Origin of the sequence: Candidatus Poriferisodalis sp. (assembly GCF_965203655.1) — a bacterium.
Lineage (GTDB): Bacteria > Actinomycetota > Acidimicrobiia > Acidimicrobiales > Poriferisodalaceae > Poriferisodalis.
Map to the genome: position 1 here is coordinate 353,721 of NZ_CBDBDD010000009.1, position 19,178 is coordinate 372,898.

A 19,178-nucleotide genomic window follows, 5' to 3' on the forward strand; every position below is an offset into this window, starting at 1 on the left:
ACGCTGATGCGGGCACGGCCGCCTGCGAAAGCGGCGGCGATGACGGGGGCATGACATGGGTGATCTGCTGATCTCAGGCGGGAGTCTGATCGACGGGACGGGCGCTGAACCGCGCCGGGCCGACGTGCTCATCTCCGACGGCGTCGTGGCCGAGATCGGCGAGTCGCCCGGTGATCTCGCAGGCCGCCATGCCGACCGCACCATCGACGCCGAGGGCCACGTCGTCACACCGGGGTTCATCGACGTGCACACCCACATGGACGCCCAGATCGCCTGGGACCCGATGGGCGAGAGCTCGTGCTTCCACGGTGTGACCACCGCCGTGATGGGCAACTGCGGCTTCACGTTGGCCCCTGCCCGACCCGACGCCCGCCATCTCGTGGTGCGCAACCTCGAACGAGCCGAGGACATCTCCGCCGAGGCGATGGCCGCAGGCATCGACTGGACGTGGGAGACCTTCCCCGAATACCTCGACTTCGTCGACGCCACCCCCAAGGGCATCAACTACGCCGGCTACCTCGGCCACTCAGCACTGCGCACCTGGGCCATGGGCGAGGCCGCCTTCGACCGAGGCGCCAACGATGACGAGCTGGCGCTGATGCTGCAGCAGCTGCGCGATTCGCTTCACGCCGGCGCTATCGGCTTCACCACCTCCATCTCCTACAACCACGAGACCGCCGACGACCGCCCGGTTGCCTCTCGACTGGCGGAATGGTCGGAGATCGACGCATTGGTCAGCGAGATGGGTGTCATGGGCGCAGGCATCTTCGAGCTGGCCAACCACGGCGATCTGCGCTCACGTGACGCCGAGCGCAACGACGCCTATGTCGCCAAGATCGTCGAGCTGGCCGCCCGCACGCGCGTGCCCACGACGTACGGCATGCTCGCCCCCTCCAGCGAGGACCACCACTGGAAGCCGGTGCTCAAGCTGCTGGATGGCATCAACGCAGCGGGCGGCGTCTCGTGGGGTCAGGCGCACACTCGCTGCCTGGGGACCCTGCTTTCGTTCAAGACCTCGCTGCCGTTCGATGTGCTGCCGCTGTGGCGTGAGGTGCGCGCGAGCTCACGGGGCGAGCAGTGGTCTGCGCTGCGGGATCCCGAGATCCGGCGGCGCCTCGTCGACGAGGCCGAGAACGGCGACTACGGCAGAGCTCTCGGCCCGGAGGCCCGCAAGCCCGTCTGGGAGCACATCTACCCGCTGACGCGACCGCTGCCGCCGTTCCGCACGATGGACGTGATCGCAGCCGAGCGTGGCACGACGCCCATGGAGGCGTTCGTCGATCTCGCGCTCGACAGCGATCTGGAGATGTTCTTCGTCCAGGCCCTCGCCAATCAGGACCAGGACCTGGTGCTGCACTTGCTGAAGCACCCCCGGGCCATCCCCACGTTCTCCGACAGCGGGGCGCACGTCACCCAGATCATGGACTCGTCGCTGCAGACCCACCTGCTGGGCCACTGGGTGCGCGATCGCCAGGAATTCACGCTGGAAGACGCGGTGCACCGCATCACCCAGCTGCCGGCGCAGGCATGGGGTTTCCACGACCGTGGTGTGCTGGAAGTGGGCAAGGCAGCCGATGTCAACGTGTTCGACCCTGAGACGGTGTCGCCGGACATGCCCAGGCTGGTGCACGACCTGCCGGCTGGCGCCGCCCGTCTACGTCAAACCGCCACGGGCTTCGCTGCCACCATCGTCAACGGCGAGGTCATCACCGAGCACGGGAAGGTGACCGGCGCTGTGCCGGGTCAGCTCCTGCGAGGCCCGCTGGCCCGCTGATCGGCCCTGGGAAGCTCGCTCGCGGGCCGGCTCAACGGCCGGCCGACTTGGCAGGAGGCTCGGCTGCGTTCAGGCTCTGCCGCTTCTCTGCGACACCCGGGTTGGGACGGTTGCCGACGTAGGCGCTGCCGTAGTTCGGCTCGCTGGACCAGTCGATGCTGTCCAGCGCTGTCCTGAGCCCGCGGCGGGCGTCATTCCATGCCGCTACCAGCCGGTCTTCAGCGTCGTAGTCGAAGGGGTCGCCCAGCCGCTGTTCGAGCGTTCCGCCGCGTTCGAGTGGGTTCTCAGCCAGCCATCGGGCGGCGGCCCGCCACGCATCGACGGGCGCCAGCACGTCCCGGTAGCCGAGATCGCGCACAGTCGGCCCGATGTCGACTGCCCGGTGGGTGCTGGACCAGTTGCCCACCAGCGGTCGTGCCGGTGCTGCGAGCTCGTAGGGGAGCGATACCAGCTCCCAGCTATGACCGAGCTCGTCGGCCACAACCTCGGCGATCTGGGCGATCGACAGCGCTGCCGAGTCGGCCACGTTGTAGATGCCGCCGAGCGCCGCGGCAGGCGCATCGCACGCCAGCAGCGTGGCGTTGGCGGCGTTGCCGATCCATCCCTGGCTCTTCACCGTCAAGCCCCCGTCGGCCACCACGAGGTGCGGCCGCCAATCTAGTTGTAATGCCCAGCGAGGTTGTTGACGCGGCTGGCGGGTGTGTCTGCGATGGCGGTGTGGTGCCGGTGGAGATTGTAGGTGTGCACCCAGTGCTGGAGCCGGCGTCTGCGGTCGGGTTCTGAGCGGAATTTGTAGCTGTAGAGGAACTCGTCGGCCAGGGTGCGGTTGAACCGTTCGACCTTGCCGTTGGTCTGGGGCCGGTAGGGCTTGGTGAGCCGGTGGCCGGTGCGGTTCTCGGCGAGCGCTTCGGCGAACGCGGTCAAGGTGAAGTTCTTGGCGTTGTCGGTCATGACTGCGTCGATGCCGACGTTGAGCCGGTCGAACCAGTCGCGTGCGTTGCGCCAGAACCCCGCTGCGGTCACGGCGCGCTCGTTGTCGTGCGCCTCGACATAGGCGAGGCGGCTGTGGTCGTCCACAGCGACATGCAAGAACGTGTACCCGCGTCGCTTTCGCTTCTTGGGCCTGGCTTTGGGCGAGCCTCTGCCATGGACCCGCCAGCCGCCGCCCGGGGGCACCTTGGCGACCTTTTTCACGTCGATGTGCACCAGCTCGCCCGGATGGGCTTTCTCATAACGGCGCACCAGCTGCCCGGTGGGCCGGTCGATCCACGCCAGCCGGTTCAGCCCGTGGCGCACCAGCACCCGATGCACCGTCGAAGCGGGCACCCCCACCCGAGCGGCCAGCCGCACAGGCCCCAACCGCTTCGAGCGCCGCAAACGGCAGATCCTCTGCTCGACCCTCGCCGGGGTGCGCGAAGGCGATCTGGCCGGCCGGCTGGAACGATCCTCCAACCCCGCCGCCCCCTCGGCCTCGAAGCGGCGCACCCACTTGTGCACCGTCTGACGCGAACAGCCCATCTGCGCCGCCACCGCAGACCGCGACTGACCCGCCAACACCCGCTCGACCATCACCAGCCGCGAATGCGGCGACAACCTCGGCCGCGGCGCACCCCGCCGAGCCGACCCTGCACTACTGTCGATCACTGAGCCTCCGTTCGCAGCCTGGGATCCCAACAGACCCCACACTGCCACGGAGGCTCAACTCATCCCACCACCCGAACCGTCAACAACGTCCATGGGCATTACATCTAGTGCTCGCCGCACCAGCGGCCATTCGCGGGGCAGTGGCTGGCGCGGCCCGTAGAGCTGTGGGTAGCGCAGGTGGATCGCGCTGGGGTGGTGCTCGAAGACCGCTTCTTCAGTGACGCGGATCATCCGCAGCTTGCGGAACTCCTCGCCGTCGCCGACCAGCGGCGCATCGTGCGGCAGCGGCACCGGCATGCCGAGCGGGAACAGGTCGTCGGGGCTGCCGAAGCCCCGGTACACGCCGACACCGCCGATCGACACGAAGTGGTCGCAGCGTCCCGCCAGCAGCGGTGCCAGCATCCGCAGCCGCCCGTACATGGCCACGACCAGATCGAACGACTCACCGCCGAGCGCTGCGGTGGTGGCCTCGCCGTCGAAGGGGTCGGTGTAGATGCGGCGGACCTCAGGGCCGATCAGGTCGCTCTGGTGCCGTCCGGTGTGCAGGATGGTCACGTCGTAGCCGCGCTCGATCAGCCCGTTGACGACCAGCGGCCCTGTGGGTCCGGTTCCCCCGATGACAAGTGCGGTCTGCGGCGACGTCACCGGATCATTGTGCCTGGCGGTCAACTTGTTCATATGACCGTATGTGCGGCATCGGTTCCGCTGTCGATGCCACGGCGGGCTCGAAGTCACCGGGTTGCTCTTGCCCGCGCACTCCCGCCGCGATCGTGCCCACTCACCAGGACCGCCAACAGTTCTTCAATTGGCCAAGAGAAGTCGCGGCAAAATGCGAGCGGCAACGGGTCTCGAAGCACTCGGCCACTCCTCGAGTAGTACTAGTGCGCGCGGATTCCCGCACCTTGAGATGCCCCTTCATGGTTCATCGAGAACGAACCGGACCCCTTACGGATTCGGGTGTGCGTGCTAGACCTCCGTGGTAATGAGACCTACCGCGGCCGCGGTCTTGCTGGTGCTCCTCGCAAGCTGCTCAACGTCAGTGATGACGGAGGTGACTGGCCCGGTCGTTTCTACAACGACGGGGGTGACTGGCCCGGCCGTGCCTCAAACCTCGGTGGTGACCACCACAGCGGTGCCTGAGACGACGATTGCGACGGCTCCGGCCGTGTTGGAAACGACGGCACCGACAACGAGTCAGGCCCTGTCCGAGACGGCCGTGGCCGTACGCATGTGCAACGAAGGCCTGGAAACGTTGAGGGGCTTATCGAAGCGCACGCTTGAAGCTGCCGAGGAATGGGTCGAGGCCAAAGCCAGCGGCAACTCGGAAGCTGAAGCTGAGGCGCACCGCGAGACCTTCGAACTCGCGTCTGCAATGCTCGACGTTGACCTCGGGACATGCCCGTCTGGCAACAGCGCCGCCGAATCGGCCGAGCAAATGCGTCGGGGAGCGGCACTTGGAGCGGGCGTGCTCGTGGCCGCAGCGTGTCCCGACAACTACGAGCACGCGGGCGAGGAGTACACCTTCAGGGTGAGCAATCCGCGTCCCGACGGCGTTCATCAGGTCGATCTTGGCGTGCTGGAGAGCGAGTGTGGGCCACGGTTCGTGGTCGCCGAGTGCCCTGATGACTATGAACATGCGGGTAAGGAATACGCCTACCTGGAGGACAGGACATCGGCTCAGCGGAAGCACTGCGGCAAGAGATTCGAACGAGGCCGTTGGCGGGTGCGAACTATTGACGATCCCGTGCGAGGTGACATCGGTTCTCAAGCCGTCCTGTCCGGGCACTGGGTGGGGACACCGGACTGGCTCGCTGACGAGGTTCCTCAGATGGGGATCCAATGCCAGCGGGACAAGCTCGGCGTTTGGGTCCGCACGGGCGGATACGTTGGCGCGAAGTACGGGCGCGGCGTCCCGGTCGAGTATCGCCTTGGAGAATGGATCGTCACCGAGGAGTGGGGCGAACTGATATCTGGTTCCGATGAGAGCGCCGGAGCGTTTATCCAGTCTTGGCAACGTCGGGAGTTCGTGAGCCGACTGCGCGAAGCGGCTGCGAACACCGAAACGACGTTTACGATCTCCATCACCGGCTACGACGGCGCCAAGTACGGGTCAGCCAGATTTGACTTGACCGGCATCGAGCTTCGAGTCGAGCCGATCCTGCAAGAATGCGGCTGGTGAACGCCCTTGTCGGGCTGGTTCCTCCGGCGACGAACGCCGTGCGGTGTGTAGTCACCGACGCACTCTGTCATCTCGACCTCGCCGGTCTCGATGGCATCGGCGAGGTATTGCCGCGGCGCGGCGTGTAGCTTCATACGGACCACATTTCGCATTGACACGATGAGACCAGGGGGATGCTGTGGCGACCAAGGCTGGAGAGCGTCTGGACTTCGACGGCGGCGTACAGGTCATCGTCACCAAGGGCGGTGAGGCTGACATCTCCGCGTCGTCTGGCGGCGAGGGACTGAAGGTCGGCAAGCGCTACCAGGACGAGGATTCCGGTATCGAGGTGCTCGTCACCAAGCCGGGCGCAGTGACCTTGCAGTGCAACGGCAAGGACATGGCGCTGCAGGAGCCCAAGAAGACCAAGTCGGCCGATTAGGGGAAACCTGCGCCGGCCACCCGAGGGGGTGGTGGCACCCTGAAACGCATCGAGCACACACTGCGAGGCGGCGCGCTGGATCGCGCCGCAGCACGTGCACTGACTGATCTGTGCACGTCGGTGCGCGAGGCGCGCGAGCCGGCGGTACTGGTGCTGCGCAACGAGCCCGGCAGCGACTTCTGCTCGGGCATCGGCTTCGATCCACTGGAGCTGCAGCCCGACCCGGCGTCGGCGTTGGCTGCGGTTCGGAGCCCGGTGGTCTGCGCCATTTCGGGCGCATGCGCTGGCGCGGGACTCGAGATCGCTCTGGCCTGCGATGTGCGCCTGTGCGATTCGAGTGCTCGATTCGCGATGCGTGATGCGCTGGAGGGTCGGCTCCCCGCGTGGGGCGGCACCCAGCGCCTCCCTCGTGCGATCGGTGCTTCGCGGGCGAGCGCGATGCTCCTGCTGGGAACCGAAGTGGATGCGGCGACTGCGCTGGAGCGGGGGCTGGCACACGCCGTCGAGGATGATCTGGACGAGGCGGTGGATCGCTGGCTGGACGAGCTGGCCGGCGCGGGGCCGCTGGCACTGGAGTTTGCCAAGGAGGCCGTGCACCGGGGCTCTGAGCTGCCGCTGGCCGACGGCCTTCGTCTGGAAGGCGACCTGAACCACCAGCTCGCAGCAACCGAGGACCGCGCCGAGGGCCTCGCCGCCTTCTTCGACAAGCGCCCGCCTGACTTCTCAGGGCGTTAGCCATGAGAAGCATCAGACACAGCTCAGGGCGTTAGCCGTGAAAAGCATCAGACACAGTTCAGGGCGTTAGCCGTGAGCGATTGGCTGCCGCCGGGCCTGTTCGAATATGGCACCGAGCTGGCAGCTGCCGTCGATCGACGACTGGGCACCTGTGTGGTGGGCGACTCCCAACCCTGGATCGAGATGCCCCGTCGGGTCGGGACTACCGACGTGCCGAGCCGACCAGTTGCGTGGGGTGATGGCGCGCTGTGCGTCGACCTCGGACCCGACGACGCCGAGACCTGGGAACGTTTCGCCGATGTGCACCGCGGCGAGTCCAATCCAGAAGCCGTCGCGGTTGCGGCCCAAGAGTGGCGCCTGCCGGTGACGCCGTACCGCCGGCTTCCCGCTGCATCCGCCCGCCGGGGTGTGGTCGAAGCAGCCGGCACGATGCTGACAACGTTCGGCATCGACCTCGGCGCGTCCGGCGCGGCACGGGCCGCATCCGGCATCGGCGGTGTCAACGTGGTGGACCTGACCTCGATGTGGGCCGGGCCGCTGTGCACTGAGCTGCTGGGCCGCGCGGGCGCAGAGGTGCGCAAGGTCAGCTCTGCAGCGCGGCCCGACGGCCTGGCGGGCACGGCGATGTACGACGAGCTGAACGCACACAAGACCGCAGTCGAGCTGGACCCCCGACACCCGGCAGGCCGCCAGAGCCTCGATGAGCTCTTGGCGAGGGCAGACATTCTGATTACCTCCCTCTCTCCGCGGGCGCTCGGCAACCTGGACCTGCTGCCCTCGCAACTGTGTGCTCGCCATCCGCGGCTGCGCACGTTGGCGATCACCGCATTCGAACCGGATTCGCCAGAGCGCGACTGGATCGCCTACGGCACCGGCGTGCACGCCGCCTCGGGCTTGGGTTTGCTGGGCGACGGGCCGCGGACGCCCGCGTTTTCCTACCCCGATCCGCTCGCCGGACTGCTGGCGGCAGGCGTCGCGGTCGATCAGCTTGCGGGCATCGCACCCCAGCACACGCGTGTGTCGCTGGCGGGGGCAGTGACGCCGCTGGCTAGCCGGGCCTCCTGCAGCGATGCCGCTGACGCCCCGGCTTCCTTTGCCCCCTCGGGTGGTGACCGGCATGGCTGAGCGGGTACGGCTGGTGTTCGGCCATGACGGCGTAGCCACGATCACGCTGTGCCATCCACCGCTCAACATCTACGACCTGGACATGCGCGACGGGCTCATCGAGGCGATCACTGCCGTGCGCGACGTGCCCGACGTGCGTTGCGTGGTGCTCGCCGCCGAGGGCAAGCACTTCAGCGCCGGCGCCGACCTGTCCGAGTTCGGCACCGCCGAGTCGATCTTCGATGCCCGGCGCATCCGCTGGGACCGCGACCCGTGGCTGCCGCTGGTGAATCTGCCGGTGCCCACCCTGTGCGCCCTGCACGGCTACGCGCTCGGCTCGGGCTTGGAAATGTCGCTGCTGTGCGACCTGCGCATCGCGAGCGAGGACTCGGTGATGGGCCTGCCAGAAACCAAGCTCGGCATGCTTCCCGCTGCCGGCGGCACCCAGAGCCTCACCGCGGCCATCGGACCTGTGGCTGCCTTGCCGCTGGTGCTCAGCGGCAGAAACATCGACGCAGCCGAGGCTCTCCGGCTCGGCATCGTCGCCGAGGTCGTGCCGCCCGACGATCTCGACAGCCGCACAGCGGAATTGGCGGGTCAGCTCGCCCGGATCGATCAACCGGTGGCACGGGCGCTGCGCCGCTGTCTGCGAGCCGCGAACGACCTCCCGCTCAGCGACGGCCTGGCCGTCGAGAGGCGCTCGGCCCGGCTCGTCGCCGCCGGTTCGGGCGGCAAATCTCCGTCGCCATAGCTGCGGGAGCGCCTTTCGGGCGGCCTGTCAGCGAGAGACGACGCAGAACTCCGAGCCCTCGGGATCGGCCATGACGGTGGCCCGGAAGCCAAGGTGGCCGGCGACCTCATCTGCAGCCGGCACCAGCACCGATGCACCGAGCGCTACCAGCCGAGCCACCTCCGTGTCCATGTCTCGGGTGAACAGGTCGAGGTGTGCACGCAGCTTCGTTGTCTTGGCCTCGGGCACCCGCTGGATGGTCAGGTGGTTCAGCATCCGGCCGCCGCCTGCTTCCGACAGCGTGATGTACGGGCGGCCGTTGCCGACCCGGGTGCTGAAGCCGATGGCGGTCTGCCAGAAGTCGGCGATCCGCTCCGGGTCGGAGCAGTCGATCGTCACGCCCACAGCTCGCAATTGCGGCGCGTCGGCCACGTCGTCGGTCGTGTCGGATGTCACAGCGGCCGTCTCGCTCATGGAAGCGGAAGTTACTGCACCCGTTCGGTGCCCTCCGCGGCGGGCACCGCGGGATCGCAGACGAAGCGGATGGCGGGAATCTCGATGTCCTCTAGTGACACCGAGCAGCTCACGACCCAGTACGGATCCAGCAGCGGCTGCCCCCAGGCGGCTGCGTCGAACGCTTCGATCCGGGCCGCCAGCCGCTCGACACGCGACGGCTCGTGATGCGTCTCGACCTGGACGAGCCGCAGCCCCAGCGGCGTGTGCGCCAGGTTCATCGAACCGACGTGTTGGAGGTCGCCGACCGACAGCGGATCGGGGTCGAGGGCACTCAGTTCGAGCATGGGCCCGGTGCCGTTGCTGGCTCTGTCGGTCGGGGAGACGGCCAGATTGACGCCGTCGTAGTGGCGGCGTAACGCCACATGGGCCCGCTGCGCAGGAAAGCCGAACTGCGACCGCAAGCCGGCAACGGCGTCGTCGGTGGAAGCGGCTGCGCCGATACAGAACGTCCGGGCGCGGGCGCCGCTGCGGCACACCACCCGGACGAACGCTGCGCTGAACGCTCCCCACGGGCTCTCAGACACGTCCCACGCCAGCAGCGACATGGCAGGCGGCACGATCGGGTGCAGTCCCGGCGGCAGCACCGCTTCACGCGCCGGGCGCCGCAGCTCGGCAACCAAAGACAAGCCGGTCACCCCGCCGAGCCGGATCGACTCGGTGCCGAATGCAGCGATCTCGGGTGCACCGGCGGCCAGCTCGTCGACCGAAGCGGTTCCCGAGATCATCGGGCAGCCTCGGCCGGCTCGGCCTGCGTCTCGCTGACGTCGGGAACCGCGGTCGGCGCCTGCACGCGGGCAGCCCGCTCTTCGGGCGTCTGGAACTGCGGGATCACCTCGGTCGCGAACAGCCGCAGGCTGTCGAGCACCTGCTCCTGGGGGATCATCTCCATGGCGTTGAGCAGGAAGTTGATGCCGGTCACGCCCACGTCCTCCCACTTGCGGATGGTCTGCACGAGATGGTCGGGGTCGCCGATGCCGACGCCTTCGGGCAAGCCCTTGGCCACGCTCGGGTCATCAGCGGGTGTGCTGCCGTTCGGCGTCCCGCGGCTGCGCAGCGCAGCACCGGCATTGCCGAGCGTCTGGTACGCCCGGGTCGGGTACGCCTCGCGGGTGAAGTACAGGTGCGCGTTCGACATGCTGAATGCGCCCACCATCGGCAGGCCCAGCGCCGCCGCCTGGCGATAGTCCTCGTGGCAGTACAAGAAGTTGAGCGTGTGGACCTGGTCGTTTACGAAGCTGCCGACCGGATCACAATTCGCGACGCGGCGGTAGTACTCCTTCGTACGGCGTTCCTGCTCGGCGAACGGGGCGGCGCTCACCCCCAGGCACCCCAGCCCTCGCTCGGCAGCGTCCAGCTCGGTGCCCGGCGTAGTCACCGTCACCCACATGGGCGGGTGCGGCTCCTGGAACGGCTTGGGGATGACGTTGCGGGCCGGTATCTCGAAACGGGCGCCCTCCCAGCCGAAGTCATCGTCGGTCCACATCTGCGGGATCACCCGACAGAACTCGTCCCACGTCTTCTTCGTGTCGTCGGGATCGGCGCAGAACCCGCCGAGCTCGGTCCATGTGCTCGACCGGGCCGTGCCCAGCTCCAGGCGGCCGTTCGAGATGATGTCGAGCGCTGCCGCCCGCTCGGCAACCCGGATCGGGTTGTTCATCTCGGGCACGCACACCACCGCACCGTGACCCACCCGGATGCGCTGGGTCTGCGCCGCAACGGCCGTGAGGAACACCTCGGGCGCGGGGCAGTGCGAGTACTCCTCGAGGAAGTGATGCTCCACGGCCCAGACGTGGTCGAACCCCAGCTCGTCGGCTACCCGGCACTGTTCGAGCGCGTTGTGGTACGTCAGCCACTCATTCGCCCGGCTGAACGGCCGCGGCACCGACAGCTCGTAGAAGATCCCGAACTTCATCACGCTGTTCTAGCCCAGCGCCTCCAGCGTCGCCCATCCCGGAAAATGGTTCGTGCCGGAGCGGTCCGTCTTCGTACTCTCGCCCGATGCCCCGTGGACCGGAACGTCGTAGATCTCGACCGACATGAGCCGCAGCGCATCGTCGGGCCACTGCACGCCGCTACACGCTCCCGAACCCGCCCCGGAGGACTTGGTGCGCACATCGCGGGCTGCACGGACTCAGGCGGCATTCCGAGCATCATGGAGCAGCGAGCCTCTCCGATGATGAGGCTCAGCGACGGCGAACCGATTCGTGGCGACCTGGTTGCTGTCATCGACGAGTCATCGCGGACGGCTGGTGCCGGCGTCTACTACATCGTCACCGCCGCGGTGATATTTGATTGGCCGGATGTCCGTGAACGCATACGGGGAGTAATCGGTGAGCGGAAGTCGCCGTTTCACTACCGCCGAGAAGGTCCCGAGGCGATCAGACGAATGGCAACCGTGCTTGAGGAAGTGGATGTCGTGGCGTCGGTGCTGTGGCGGTCAGTCGGCCGGCGCCACCAAGTTGACGCGCGCCGGAACCTGCTAGCGGCCCATGCTCGCCGACTGGCGGACGACGGTGTCTCGCACTTGATCATCGAGTCCGGCGATGAAGCGACCGATCAACGCGATCGCAGGACTCTGCTGCGCGAATTCGCCGCCAGCGTTGTTCCGTTCAGCTACGACTGGCGGTCGAAGTCTGAGCCGTTGCTGTGGATTGCCGACGCGGTCTGCGGCATCGCTTCGAGTTTCCTGCTGGACGGGAGCAGCGAATCCTTCGATCGGCTCGCTGCTGCGGGGATCATCGAGGTGACCAACGGCTGACCAGACATGCGAAAGCCCCGGCTCCCGTCCTAGTCGACTTGCCTTGCGGCAAGTCCTCGGCCTGGCACTCCGGGACTTACGTCTTCCCACCGGAATAGCACCGGGGGCACGTTCAACATAGTTGACTCGGGCTCAGAGGTCAATCAGACATCGAAGACGACGAGTGATCTGCCGCTCACGGTACAAACTCAGCGCGTAGCACCACGACAGCCGCTTGGGGCAGCCGACGCCGCCCTGCTCGGCACCGCGTTACATGTGCAAGAGCAACTCGATGTTGCGTCGCGGTTCGTGAGCATGGACCAACGCCTCACCGAAGCAGCCGAACGCGAAGGCCTCGCCGTCGTCTCTGCATGAACAATCTGGCTGCGTTGTGTCGGTGTTCGGCGCGCCTCGAAGCGGTCGCAACGTGGCGCGTAAGGTGCGAGAGCGCATCCGGCGTTGCCAGCGAATCGGCGAGGGGCCATGACTCAGCGACCTTTGACGGCACGCAATCCGGTCCATCACTTCGTGCTGGTCACCGACGGGCTTGACCTGCTCGACGACGACAATCTCGAAACGCTCTACGAGGCGGGTTGCAGCGACGCCAGCATCGGCCACCGCACTGTCGAGTTCGACCGCGAAGCCCCGACTCGCCGGGATGCCATCCAGCAGGCAATTCAAGACGTGAGCGCGGTCTCCGGATTGCGGATCGTCGATGTCCGCGACAGCATGGACGCCATTCCCGCCACACCGACCGACCACGCACTCGCCTAACGCTCGCGGCCGGTTGCGCACCCAGCGGAGGGCATGACATGGCACAGGTAGCAATTGCCAGAGAGAACGGCGGCAGCGGGGACTGGCTGGCCGAGGGCGACATCGGCGAGTGCGCCTACTACGCCAACGCCGTCACGCTCGCTGAACTTGAGGCCATGATTCGAGAGGCCGCCGAACTGGCTGGCGCAGAACCCGAGATCGTGATCTCGCCGGAGACTGCCACCGACACGGTCACGGCCTGATCCCATCGGCCCAATCCCTGCAGCTCATGAGCCTGCACGAACGCCGCACCGAAGCCGCCGCACGCGAGGGATTCGCCATCGTCCCCGTCTGAACAGGCGGCTCCAGGGCCAATCAGGCGCTCAGGGCATCTAGCAGCGTGAACATGCCAGAGGAGGGGTTGTCGTCGGGAAGGACGCGCCCGTTGGTGCTGTGACGCTCGGCGAGGCGACGAGCATGGTCTGCTGCATCTTGGCGCATTGGCAAGTAGAGGCTGCCGTCCACCCGCTTGCCCTTTGCCCCGTCGAGTTGCTGCCGCAGACTGACTGCTTGAGCGGTGGTCATGGGCTGGGACATTCGCTGCCAGTGGAAGATGAGCCACGCTTCGAAGCACGGATTCGAGATGGCAACGTCGATGTCGTTGTCTCTTGCGAGGTTCACTGCGCGCATGAGCGAGGGGTGTGGTCGCGGTTGCTCTACGTCGAAGACGCACCAGACGGAGTCGAAGCCTTCGCCGCCGTGCTGGTTTCGCCTCGGTGCTCGGGCGGCGCCGGTGACGATTTTGATGGGTGTTCTCCCGGCCAGGGACGGGTCGATCTGAATGTCAAAGCGCTGGCGCACATGCGGCAGCTCGGCGATCGCGGCGAGGTAGTCGGGCTCGGTTCGGCGGCCTTCGGTCATGATGAGCACCGACGACTTCGGCCGTCGTGTAGTGCGCTTGCGGCGATCGAGGCCGCTGGTTCGTCCCGCAGGTCTGCGGGGCTGCTCTGTCACGAGGCCATGCGCTCATCTACAGGCGTGCCGTCGGGGTCATCGTCGATCTCTGGCACGTCGAGCATCCGATAGAGCGCCGCCTGGTCGGCGCTCGGCACGGCGCCGAAGCGGCCCTGCAGGTAGGCACGCTCGAGATTGAGCGACTTGCGGACCCGTTCGCCCTCAAAGTCTGCGAGCGCATATAACGTGGTTGCCCCGGTGGCGTCCTTGTCGGTCAGCCAGACCTCGTCGCGGTTGAGCGTGCCGAGCAGCGACGTGTCGTGGGTGGTGAAGATGAGCTGTGCGCCCAATGGGTTGGTCACTGGGTCTCGGAAGGCTTCCAGTACCCGCTTGGTGATCCGCGGGTGCAGGCTGGCGTCGAGTTCGTCGATGAGGAGCGTTCCGCCGAAGCGCAGTTGCCACAGAACGGCACCGAGAGTTTCGAACCAGCGCTGCGTGCCCTGTGATTCTTCCCCGAGACTGAACTCGGCGGTGCTGTCGCCTGAGCGATGCCGAAAGCGCAACTGGCGTCCGCTGGCGCCCTCAGCAATTTCGTGCCGTGACTGATGCCATGTCGCCCCGCAGATGGATGGGTCAGCCAGTTGCATCAGGTGCAATGCGGTCGCCTGGAGGTTCGGATCACGTTGCGCCGGCTCATGCTCGGGCCGGTCCGCCTCAGACGGCCACATGGCCTCCCGCTGGTCGGCTTGGACTCCGATCTCGTAGTCGTCACCGAAGAGGTCTGTCGCGGAATATCCCAATAGGGCAAGTTGGCGACCTTGGACATCAGCCGCCAGAGTCCCCGCATTGATCCTGTGAATCGCACCGCATGCGGCCCGGAAGTCAGCGGCACCCAGTCTCCAGCCGGCCGAGAGCACGAGCGTGGTCGGCGTCAGCAGATCCCGGATGCCGCGCACACGCTCGGTGCCGCGCCGAAACGTCGTCGCCATGTCCTCGCGTTCGAAGATGCGGCGGCGGCGACGTTCCGGAAAGCTGTACAAGGCCTCGAACGCCACCCGGTCATCGCTGACGGCCAGGTGGTACTGGTAGCGCACACCCTCTGCCAGCACATCGATTCGGAACTCCGAGGGCAGATCGGGGCCTTGCCCATATCGATGCGCATCCCGCGGCACGCCCGAGCCCCACTCCCACCAGACGCGCCCGATTGAGTCGACCAGCCACGCAATGGCAGTCAGAACGTTCGACTTCCCGGATGCGTTGGCGCCGTAGATCCCTGCGGTCGTCAAGACGTGCCTGCCGAGCCGCTCATGCCAGCGCGCCCCAGGCCGATCCTCGTCAATGGCGATCATCGAGAGTTCGACCGGCTCCAGGATGGAACGGTGATTGGAAACCTCAGCACTGATGAGCACGCCACTCTCCTTGCCGATCACTGCATTCTCAGGCAGAAATCCGTCAGATAAGTGCAGGATAGCTATCGAAATTGTCACTGACGAGCGTCACCGCGGAGGATTGGCGCGCCGCGTTATTCCGGCGATGTTGTGGCCGCCGCGTATCGACAACGGTTGTCCACATGGGCAGACTGGCGAGGTGCGCCAGAACACCATGAGCCTTGCGCTTCCCCCCTCGATGCGGAGCTACATCGACGAGCGCGTGCGAGGCGGCGAGTACGGCAACACCAGCGAGTACCTGCGTGACCTCATCCGGCGCGATCAGCAGGCCGAGGGGGCGCGCCGCTTCCGCTCGCTGATCGCTGACGGGCTTGAGTCGGGTGAGGGTCGTCCGTTGACGCCCGAAGTCGCCGACGAACTGCGTGCGCAGGCGCTCGGCCGAACCGTGTGACAGACATCCGACTGCGCCCGCTGGCCGAGGCCGACTTAGTCGAACGAAGCAAGCACTACAAATCCGAGGGCGGCGACAGCCTCGGTGAGCGATTCTTCGACGCTGCGATCGAGGCATTGCGAGACATCGAGCGCATGCCAGGCGCAGGCTCGTCGCGGATCGGAGAGCTGGCCGGCATCGACGGCCTGCGGTCCTGTCGCCTGGAACGCTTTCCGTGCGGCTGGTTCTACTTCGAACGAAGCGATCACGCAGATGTGGTCCGTCTACTCGCCTACGCGCAGGATCTCGAAACAATTCTGGGCGACCTGAACCAAGGCCGTTGAGGCGCAAGCCGTTACCACCGGCCTGCCGGGCTCGACCAAATCGACCACACGCCGCCGGAACTCGACGGGATATCCCCTCGATGCCATAGAGCTTCCTCACGGCCCATGACGGCAGCACTCATCAACACACCTACATGAAGCAGGGAGGATGCGTGTGGGGAGCGGGCAGTCTCTGATTGTGGGCGTCGGCCCATGCACCGGTGGTCTCATGACTTGATGAGCCAACCGATGTACGATACGCCCAAACGACAGGGAGGATTCCGTGGCTCACAATTCCTCGGATTCCGAGCCGACGTTGACAGATTCGGCAAGATTGCCGGCTGCAAGGTTGCGCCGGTTGTCTACGTGGATAACCGTGCTGTTCGCGATCCACGCCATATTGCGCCTCAGCTTTTTCGCAGCTCACCAGAGTCGCGCTCAGTGGTTTCGCGATTACTCGGCTGGCCTTAATCCTGATCTAGCCGCCTTAGATCAAGCAGAGGGCCTTCTGGCCGATTGGACTCCTCTGAGCATTGCTCTACTCCCCGGTGCCATTCTGCTGGCAGTTTGGTCACGCCGCGCAACTAAGAATCTGCGATCTTGGGGAGAAACAACCACATGGGGGCCGGGATGGGCCGCGTGGGGTTGGTTCGTCCCAATAATGTGGTTCTTCGTTCCATATCTCGTCGTACGAGCCGCTTTTCGACATAGTCCGCAAGACTTGTCCCGGAAGTGGAATCGGAAGTCCCTCAGCATCATGTGGGCTGTCTGCTTCTTTGGATTCTGGATCGCGATGGCAGCACCCAGATTGGCAGAGCAATGGAGGCCAAGCCCCTACCTTTCTGACTGGACTGTCGCTGGGATCGAATCCGCTGTCCGTAGCGACGCATTGAGTGCCGCAGGCGAGCTCCTGTTTTGTGTCGTTTCTGTGCTGACGTTCGTAGTGATTCGCGCCATATCGAATATGCATGATCCAAGAAACCGTGATCGTTCCTGGCACGGCGCGATACTCCAGAGACCACCACGTCTGTTGCGGTTAGCAAAACTGATCGGACTCGCATATCTCGGGCTTATTCTGGTCGTGTTGCTTGTTTGGAGCATCATTACTGGGTTCAGCGGACTCGGCGACCGCGCGCCTAGTGCGACGGCAACGACAACAGTTACTGAGGCAGCAACCGGGGGACCAACAAGCGCCAATCCCGATGCACCCCAAGACAACTCGTGGTCTGTAAGCGATTGCGTTGCAATCCCTCCTCACGTTGACACGGTCAGAAAGGTGCAGTGCTCTTCCACGATTGCCGGTGGTGATGTGGTCGCAGTGGTAGCAGACATCGATCATTGTCCCCTGGTTGCTGATCTGGGGCTTGAGATCGATACGGGCCGCTTTGCTTGTATTGACGACTGGAGCTACGAAGTGGCGGACGCTTGGCAAGTCGGCGCTTGTGTGACGTTTGAAGGCGATCTGGTCGAACCCGTTGACTGTGCTTCGGATCGGGTGAACGGTCATGTCATCGCGAACACATCGGACCCGGACCAATGCCCGGCGCCTACGGAATCCTATGTCGACTACGACGACGACAGAGTTGCATGCCTGAGTAACACAGTAGTCACCACGGCGCCTGCCGCGACTCGCGACGTTCCTGAGCAGTACGAGTTCAATGAAGCAGATGAGCGCGAGTACGTTCGGTCATTGGACCGAGTAGCAAAGGCCCGTCTGAGGTACAGGATGCTTGCTTTGGTTGGCGAGGATGTCATTGACGACTGGACTCATGAGGAATTCATGGAGGCTTTGACCGCGCGGCAGGCGGGCACTCGCGAAATGGCCTTGCAGTTCAAATTGGATGAGCAGCTGATACAGGAGTCATTCAAGGCAGCTCGCTTGTCGATCCAAGCGGGGGATACAAGCGGGTCTTTCGCACCATCGCAGCTTGGGAAGGTATCAGGCGCGGATGCGCAGGCTGTGTCGTCACTGATCGAGAGCTTGGAAGCGCGCTCTGAAGTTGCCCAGCTCAATGGCCCGCAGATCAACTTGATTGATCCGGCGTACCTGCGGTCCGTGTTGGATCAGCAGTTTCAGTTGCGTGTTGGCAGGAGAGCGTCGTCGCGGGAACAGCAGTCATTCGTGAACGAGATTCACGCGGCGCAGCGTGCTGGTTTGACTGGGCCGTCGCTTGACCCGGTTGCTCGGGCTGGCGAATTCGCTGAGCAGGCGGATCCATTTGGGGCTGAGGCAATTGAGCGGCTGAATGCGGGGCGCACGATCCGTGAGGCGCTGCAAGGGACAGGACCATGAGCATCTGATGGAAACGAGCCATGACCATTCAGCTGCAATTCCCGGAATAGAGGCTACTGTGAAAGCGCTTCACATGGAACAAAACAGGCAACGCCCAGTAGCACAAGCACTCGTAACATGACGGTCCCGGACGCGGCTGCCTATCGCCAGACGCTCAACGAAGTTGCAGCGACCACTGATCTGAGCGCTCGTATTGCTGAAGCAGTTGCTACGTACGACCTGACTCGTTACCCATTACCGGGCGGTGAAGAATATGACAGCGACGGCTTCCGAGAATCGGTCGTGTTTAGTATCACAACATTGCGGTTGGTATCGCGCCGCACGAGGAATGGTGCTAGCGCCCACTGGTGGGCGCGTCAAGCTGAAGCCTTGTCATCCGAGTTCGGGGGATGCCGGTACATATCTAATGTTGCCATGCTCGTCGCGGCATACATCGAAGGAATACACATCTTCGAATTCGTCGTAGACAGATTTGGTTTGCGTTGCAGCTTAGATGTGGGGCCTATCGCGGGCTGGCAGTTCAAATGAACACACCGACACTAATGTGCGGCGAATGCTCCATCGGGAGTCGTTACGAACCTTGACGATTCGACCTACGACTTGGCTCGGCAGGCTCGAGACGCCGTGGATGCGGCCGCGAGGGACCTCCTCCGAGCGAAGGGTGTCTGCGCCTGAGTTCATCTGACTTGGGTCTTTTGAATGCAGTGTCGACTACGAAGTTGACCGGCGCGGGCGAGCGTCAGATGTTGATGCGGTAGAGGTTGGCGGCGTTGAGGGACATGATGCGCTCGACGTCGTCGCGTGGGATGCCTTCGAGTGCTTTGGCCAGGTTGTGGTCGTCGCGGGGGTACAGGCAGGTGGGGTGGGGGAAGTCGGTCTCGAACATGAGGGATTGGGCGCCTACGTACTCGAGGGTGGGGCGCACCGTTGAGCGTTCGAACCAGAAGCAGCCGTAGAACTGGCGGCGGAAGTAGTCCGAAGGCAGCATCGACAGCTCGGCCAGCTCGTTCGGCGCTGTCTCAGCCATCTGGTGGTCGAGCACTTCGAGGAAGAACGGCAGCCAGCCGACCCCGCTCTCCACGGAGACGAACTTCACGTCTGGGAAGCGCTCGGGCACGCCGGAGTAGATCATGTTGCCGACGACCCGGGCGTTGCCCATGAACAGGTTCGCCGAGCCCACCGCGAGCCTCCGGCCTG

At 65.2% G+C, this 19,178-nt stretch carries 24 protein-coding genes; 14 read left to right on the forward strand and 10 right to left on the reverse strand.

The features are described from left to right. Nucleotides 1-55: 55 nt before the first annotated feature. The gene (locus tag ACOGW9_RS12985; protein ID WP_419911898.1) at nt 56-1,774 is read left to right on the forward strand and encodes an N-acyl-D-amino-acid deacylase family protein; all 1,719 of its coding nucleotides are present in this window, start codon (nt 56-58) and stop codon (nt 1,772-1,774) included. A 31-nt stretch (nt 1,775-1,805) separates the two neighbouring features. Here the strand turns inward: ACOGW9_RS12985 and ACOGW9_RS12990 are convergent, their stop codons facing one another. From ACOGW9_RS12990 to ACOGW9_RS13000, 3 genes are read right to left on the reverse strand one after another with little or no spacing between them, the layout of a single operon-like run. Next, the gene (locus ACOGW9_RS12990; RefSeq protein WP_419911900.1) at nt 1,806-2,390 is read right to left on the reverse strand and encodes a hypothetical protein; all 585 of its coding nucleotides are present in this window, start codon (nt 2,388-2,390) and stop codon (nt 1,806-1,808) included. 41 nt (nt 2,391-2,431) lie between these two features. Beyond that, nucleotides 2,432-3,415 (reverse strand): IS481 family transposase, encoded by a 984-nt coding sequence (locus ACOGW9_RS12995; protein WP_419913081.1) that lies wholly within the window; start codon nt 3,413-3,415, stop codon nt 2,432-2,434. Between the two features lie 57 nt (nt 3,416-3,472). Further along, nucleotides 3,473-4,063: a hypothetical protein gene (locus tag ACOGW9_RS13000; protein WP_419911902.1), complete on the reverse strand. Its 591-nt coding sequence runs from the start codon at nt 4,061-4,063 to the stop codon at nt 3,473-3,475. 439 nt (nt 4,064-4,502) lie between these two features. Between ACOGW9_RS13000 and ACOGW9_RS13005 the strand changes: the two genes are divergently transcribed. The 6 genes from ACOGW9_RS13005 to ACOGW9_RS13030 all read left to right on the forward strand — a co-directional run bounded on the left by ACOGW9_RS13005 (nt 4,503) and on the right by ACOGW9_RS13030 (nt 8,608). Next, entirely contained in the window at nt 4,503-5,597 is a 1,095-nt protein-coding gene (locus ACOGW9_RS13005; protein WP_419911904.1) for a hypothetical protein, read from the forward strand. Next, nucleotides 5,594-5,725, forward strand: a complete 132-nt coding sequence (locus tag ACOGW9_RS13010) for a hypothetical protein (RefSeq protein ID WP_419911906.1) — start codon at nt 5,594-5,596, stop codon at nt 5,723-5,725. Before ACOGW9_RS13005 ends, ACOGW9_RS13010 begins: the two co-directional genes overlap by 4 nt. Nucleotides 5,726-5,775: 50 nt before the next feature. After that, on the forward strand, nt 5,776-6,018 hold the full coding sequence (locus ACOGW9_RS13015; protein WP_419855495.1) for a hypothetical protein: 243 nt from the start codon (nt 5,776-5,778) through the stop codon (nt 6,016-6,018). A 120-nt stretch (nt 6,019-6,138) separates the two neighbouring features. Further along, nucleotides 6,139-6,753, forward strand: coding sequence for an enoyl-CoA hydratase/isomerase family protein (locus ACOGW9_RS13020; RefSeq protein ID WP_419911908.1), 615 nt, complete (start codon nt 6,139-6,141; stop codon nt 6,751-6,753). A gap of 72 nt (nt 6,754-6,825) precedes the next feature. Beyond that, nucleotides 6,826-7,878 carry a CoA transferase gene (locus ACOGW9_RS13025; protein WP_419911910.1) on the forward strand — a complete coding sequence of 351 codons (1,053 nt, stop codon included), beginning with the start codon at nt 6,826-6,828 and terminating at the stop codon, nt 7,876-7,878. After that, a complete protein-coding gene (locus tag ACOGW9_RS13030) occupies nt 7,871-8,608 on the forward strand; it encodes an enoyl-CoA hydratase/isomerase family protein (RefSeq protein ID WP_419911912.1) in 738 nt (245 codons plus the stop codon). Before ACOGW9_RS13025 ends, ACOGW9_RS13030 begins: the two co-directional genes overlap by 8 nt. 27 nt (nt 8,609-8,635) lie before the next feature. Here ACOGW9_RS13030 and ACOGW9_RS13035 read toward each other — a convergent pair whose 3' ends face one another. From ACOGW9_RS13035 to ACOGW9_RS13050, 4 genes are read right to left on the reverse strand one after another with little or no spacing between them, the layout of a single operon-like run. Next, complete coding sequence (locus ACOGW9_RS13035) at nt 8,636-9,061, reverse strand: VOC family protein (protein WP_419911914.1); 426 nt, start codon at nt 9,059-9,061, stop codon at nt 8,636-8,638. An 11-nt stretch (nt 9,062-9,072) separates the two neighbouring features. Continuing rightward, the gene (locus ACOGW9_RS13040; RefSeq protein ID WP_419911916.1) at nt 9,073-9,828 is read right to left on the reverse strand and encodes a hypothetical protein; all 756 of its coding nucleotides are present in this window, start codon (nt 9,826-9,828) and stop codon (nt 9,073-9,075) included. After that, the gene (locus ACOGW9_RS13045; protein ID WP_419911918.1) at nt 9,825-11,015 is read right to left on the reverse strand and encodes an LLM class flavin-dependent oxidoreductase; all 1,191 of its coding nucleotides are present in this window, start codon (nt 11,013-11,015) and stop codon (nt 9,825-9,827) included. Before ACOGW9_RS13045 ends, ACOGW9_RS13040 begins: the two co-directional genes overlap by 4 nt. Before the next feature lie 9 nt (nt 11,016-11,024). Continuing rightward, a complete protein-coding gene (locus tag ACOGW9_RS13050) occupies nt 11,025-11,171 on the reverse strand; it encodes a hypothetical protein (protein ID WP_419911920.1) in 147 nt (48 codons plus the stop codon). A gap of 108 nt (nt 11,172-11,279) precedes the next feature. Here ACOGW9_RS13050 and ACOGW9_RS13055 point away from each other — a divergent pair, with 108 nt between their 5' ends. From ACOGW9_RS13055 to ACOGW9_RS13065, 3 genes are all read left to right on the forward strand, one after another. Beyond that, nucleotides 11,280-11,861, forward strand: coding sequence for a hypothetical protein (locus ACOGW9_RS13055; protein WP_419911922.1), 582 nt, complete (start codon nt 11,280-11,282; stop codon nt 11,859-11,861). Nucleotides 11,862-12,323: 462 nt separating this feature from the next. Continuing rightward, nucleotides 12,324-12,614, forward strand: a complete 291-nt coding sequence (locus tag ACOGW9_RS13060) for a hypothetical protein (protein ID WP_419911924.1) — start codon at nt 12,324-12,326, stop codon at nt 12,612-12,614. A gap of 38 nt (nt 12,615-12,652) precedes the next feature. Next, nucleotides 12,653-12,856, forward strand: coding sequence for a hypothetical protein (locus tag ACOGW9_RS13065; RefSeq protein WP_419911926.1), 204 nt, complete (start codon nt 12,653-12,655; stop codon nt 12,854-12,856). A 112-nt stretch (nt 12,857-12,968) separates the two neighbouring features. On the opposite strand, the gene ACOGW9_RS13070 is transcribed toward ACOGW9_RS13065, so the two are convergent. Both ACOGW9_RS13070 and ACOGW9_RS13075 read right to left on the reverse strand, forming a co-directional pair. Then, on the reverse strand, nt 12,969-13,607 hold the full coding sequence (locus tag ACOGW9_RS13070) for an RloB family protein (RefSeq protein WP_419911928.1): 639 nt from the start codon (nt 13,605-13,607) through the stop codon (nt 12,969-12,971). Further along, nucleotides 13,604-14,956 carry an AAA family ATPase gene (locus ACOGW9_RS13075; RefSeq protein ID WP_419911930.1) on the reverse strand — a complete coding sequence of 451 codons (1,353 nt, stop codon included), beginning with the start codon at nt 14,954-14,956 and terminating at the stop codon, nt 13,604-13,606. The genes ACOGW9_RS13070 and ACOGW9_RS13075 overlap by 4 nt, the downstream gene beginning before the upstream one ends. Nucleotides 14,957-15,134: 178 nt before the next feature. On the opposite strand from ACOGW9_RS13075, the gene ACOGW9_RS13080 reads away from it, so the two are divergent. The 4 genes from ACOGW9_RS13080 to ACOGW9_RS13095 all read left to right on the forward strand — a co-directional run bounded on the left by ACOGW9_RS13080 (nt 15,135) and on the right by ACOGW9_RS13095 (nt 18,509). Next, nucleotides 15,135-15,386 carry a type II toxin-antitoxin system ParD family antitoxin gene (locus tag ACOGW9_RS13080; protein WP_419911932.1) on the forward strand — a complete coding sequence of 84 codons (252 nt, stop codon included), beginning with the start codon at nt 15,135-15,137 and terminating at the stop codon, nt 15,384-15,386. After that, nucleotides 15,383-15,709 (forward strand): type II toxin-antitoxin system RelE/ParE family toxin, encoded by a 327-nt coding sequence (locus ACOGW9_RS13085; RefSeq protein ID WP_419911933.1) that lies wholly within the window; start codon nt 15,383-15,385, stop codon nt 15,707-15,709. The genes ACOGW9_RS13080 and ACOGW9_RS13085 overlap by 4 nt, the downstream gene beginning before the upstream one ends. Before the next feature lie 355 nt (nt 15,710-16,064). Beyond that, nucleotides 16,065-17,981, forward strand: coding sequence for a DUF4328 domain-containing protein (locus tag ACOGW9_RS13090; protein WP_419911935.1), 1,917 nt, complete (start codon nt 16,065-16,067; stop codon nt 17,979-17,981). 117 nt (nt 17,982-18,098) lie between these two features. Then, a complete protein-coding gene (locus tag ACOGW9_RS13095; RefSeq protein ID WP_419911937.1) occupies nt 18,099-18,509 on the forward strand; it encodes a hypothetical protein in 411 nt (136 codons plus the stop codon). Between the two features lie 211 nt (nt 18,510-18,720). Here the strand turns inward: ACOGW9_RS13095 and ACOGW9_RS13100 are convergent, their stop codons facing one another. Continuing rightward, complete coding sequence (locus ACOGW9_RS13100) at nt 18,721-19,161, reverse strand: amidohydrolase family protein (protein ID WP_419911939.1); 441 nt, start codon at nt 19,159-19,161, stop codon at nt 18,721-18,723. Between the last annotated feature and the right edge of the window lie 17 nt (nt 19,162-19,178).

Coding starts and splice junctions, on each gene's coding strand:
- ACOGW9_RS12985 (WP_419911898.1), top strand. CDS start 56: ATGGGTGATCTGCTGATCTCAGGCGGGAGTCTGATCGACGGGACGGGC.
- ACOGW9_RS13030 (WP_419911912.1), top strand. CDS start 7,871: ATGGCTGAGCGGGTACGGCTGGTGTTCGGCCATGACGGCGTAGCCACG.
- ACOGW9_RS13035 (WP_419911914.1), bottom strand. CDS start 9,061: ATGAGCGAGACGGCCGCTGTGACATCCGACACGACCGACGACGTGGCC.
- ACOGW9_RS13040 (WP_419911916.1), bottom strand. CDS start 9,828: ATGATCTCGGGAACCGCTTCGGTCGACGAGCTGGCCGCCGGTGCACCC.
- ACOGW9_RS13045 (WP_419911918.1), bottom strand. CDS start 11,015: ATGAAGTTCGGGATCTTCTACGAGCTGTCGGTGCCGCGGCCGTTCAGC.
- ACOGW9_RS13055 (WP_419911922.1), top strand. CDS start 11,280: ATGAGGCTCAGCGACGGCGAACCGATTCGTGGCGACCTGGTTGCTGTC.
- ACOGW9_RS13060 (WP_419911924.1), top strand. CDS start 12,324: ATGACTCAGCGACCTTTGACGGCACGCAATCCGGTCCATCACTTCGTG.
- ACOGW9_RS13065 (WP_419911926.1), top strand. CDS start 12,653: ATGGCACAGGTAGCAATTGCCAGAGAGAACGGCGGCAGCGGGGACTGG.
- ACOGW9_RS13095 (WP_419911937.1), top strand. CDS start 18,099: ATGACGGTCCCGGACGCGGCTGCCTATCGCCAGACGCTCAACGAAGTT.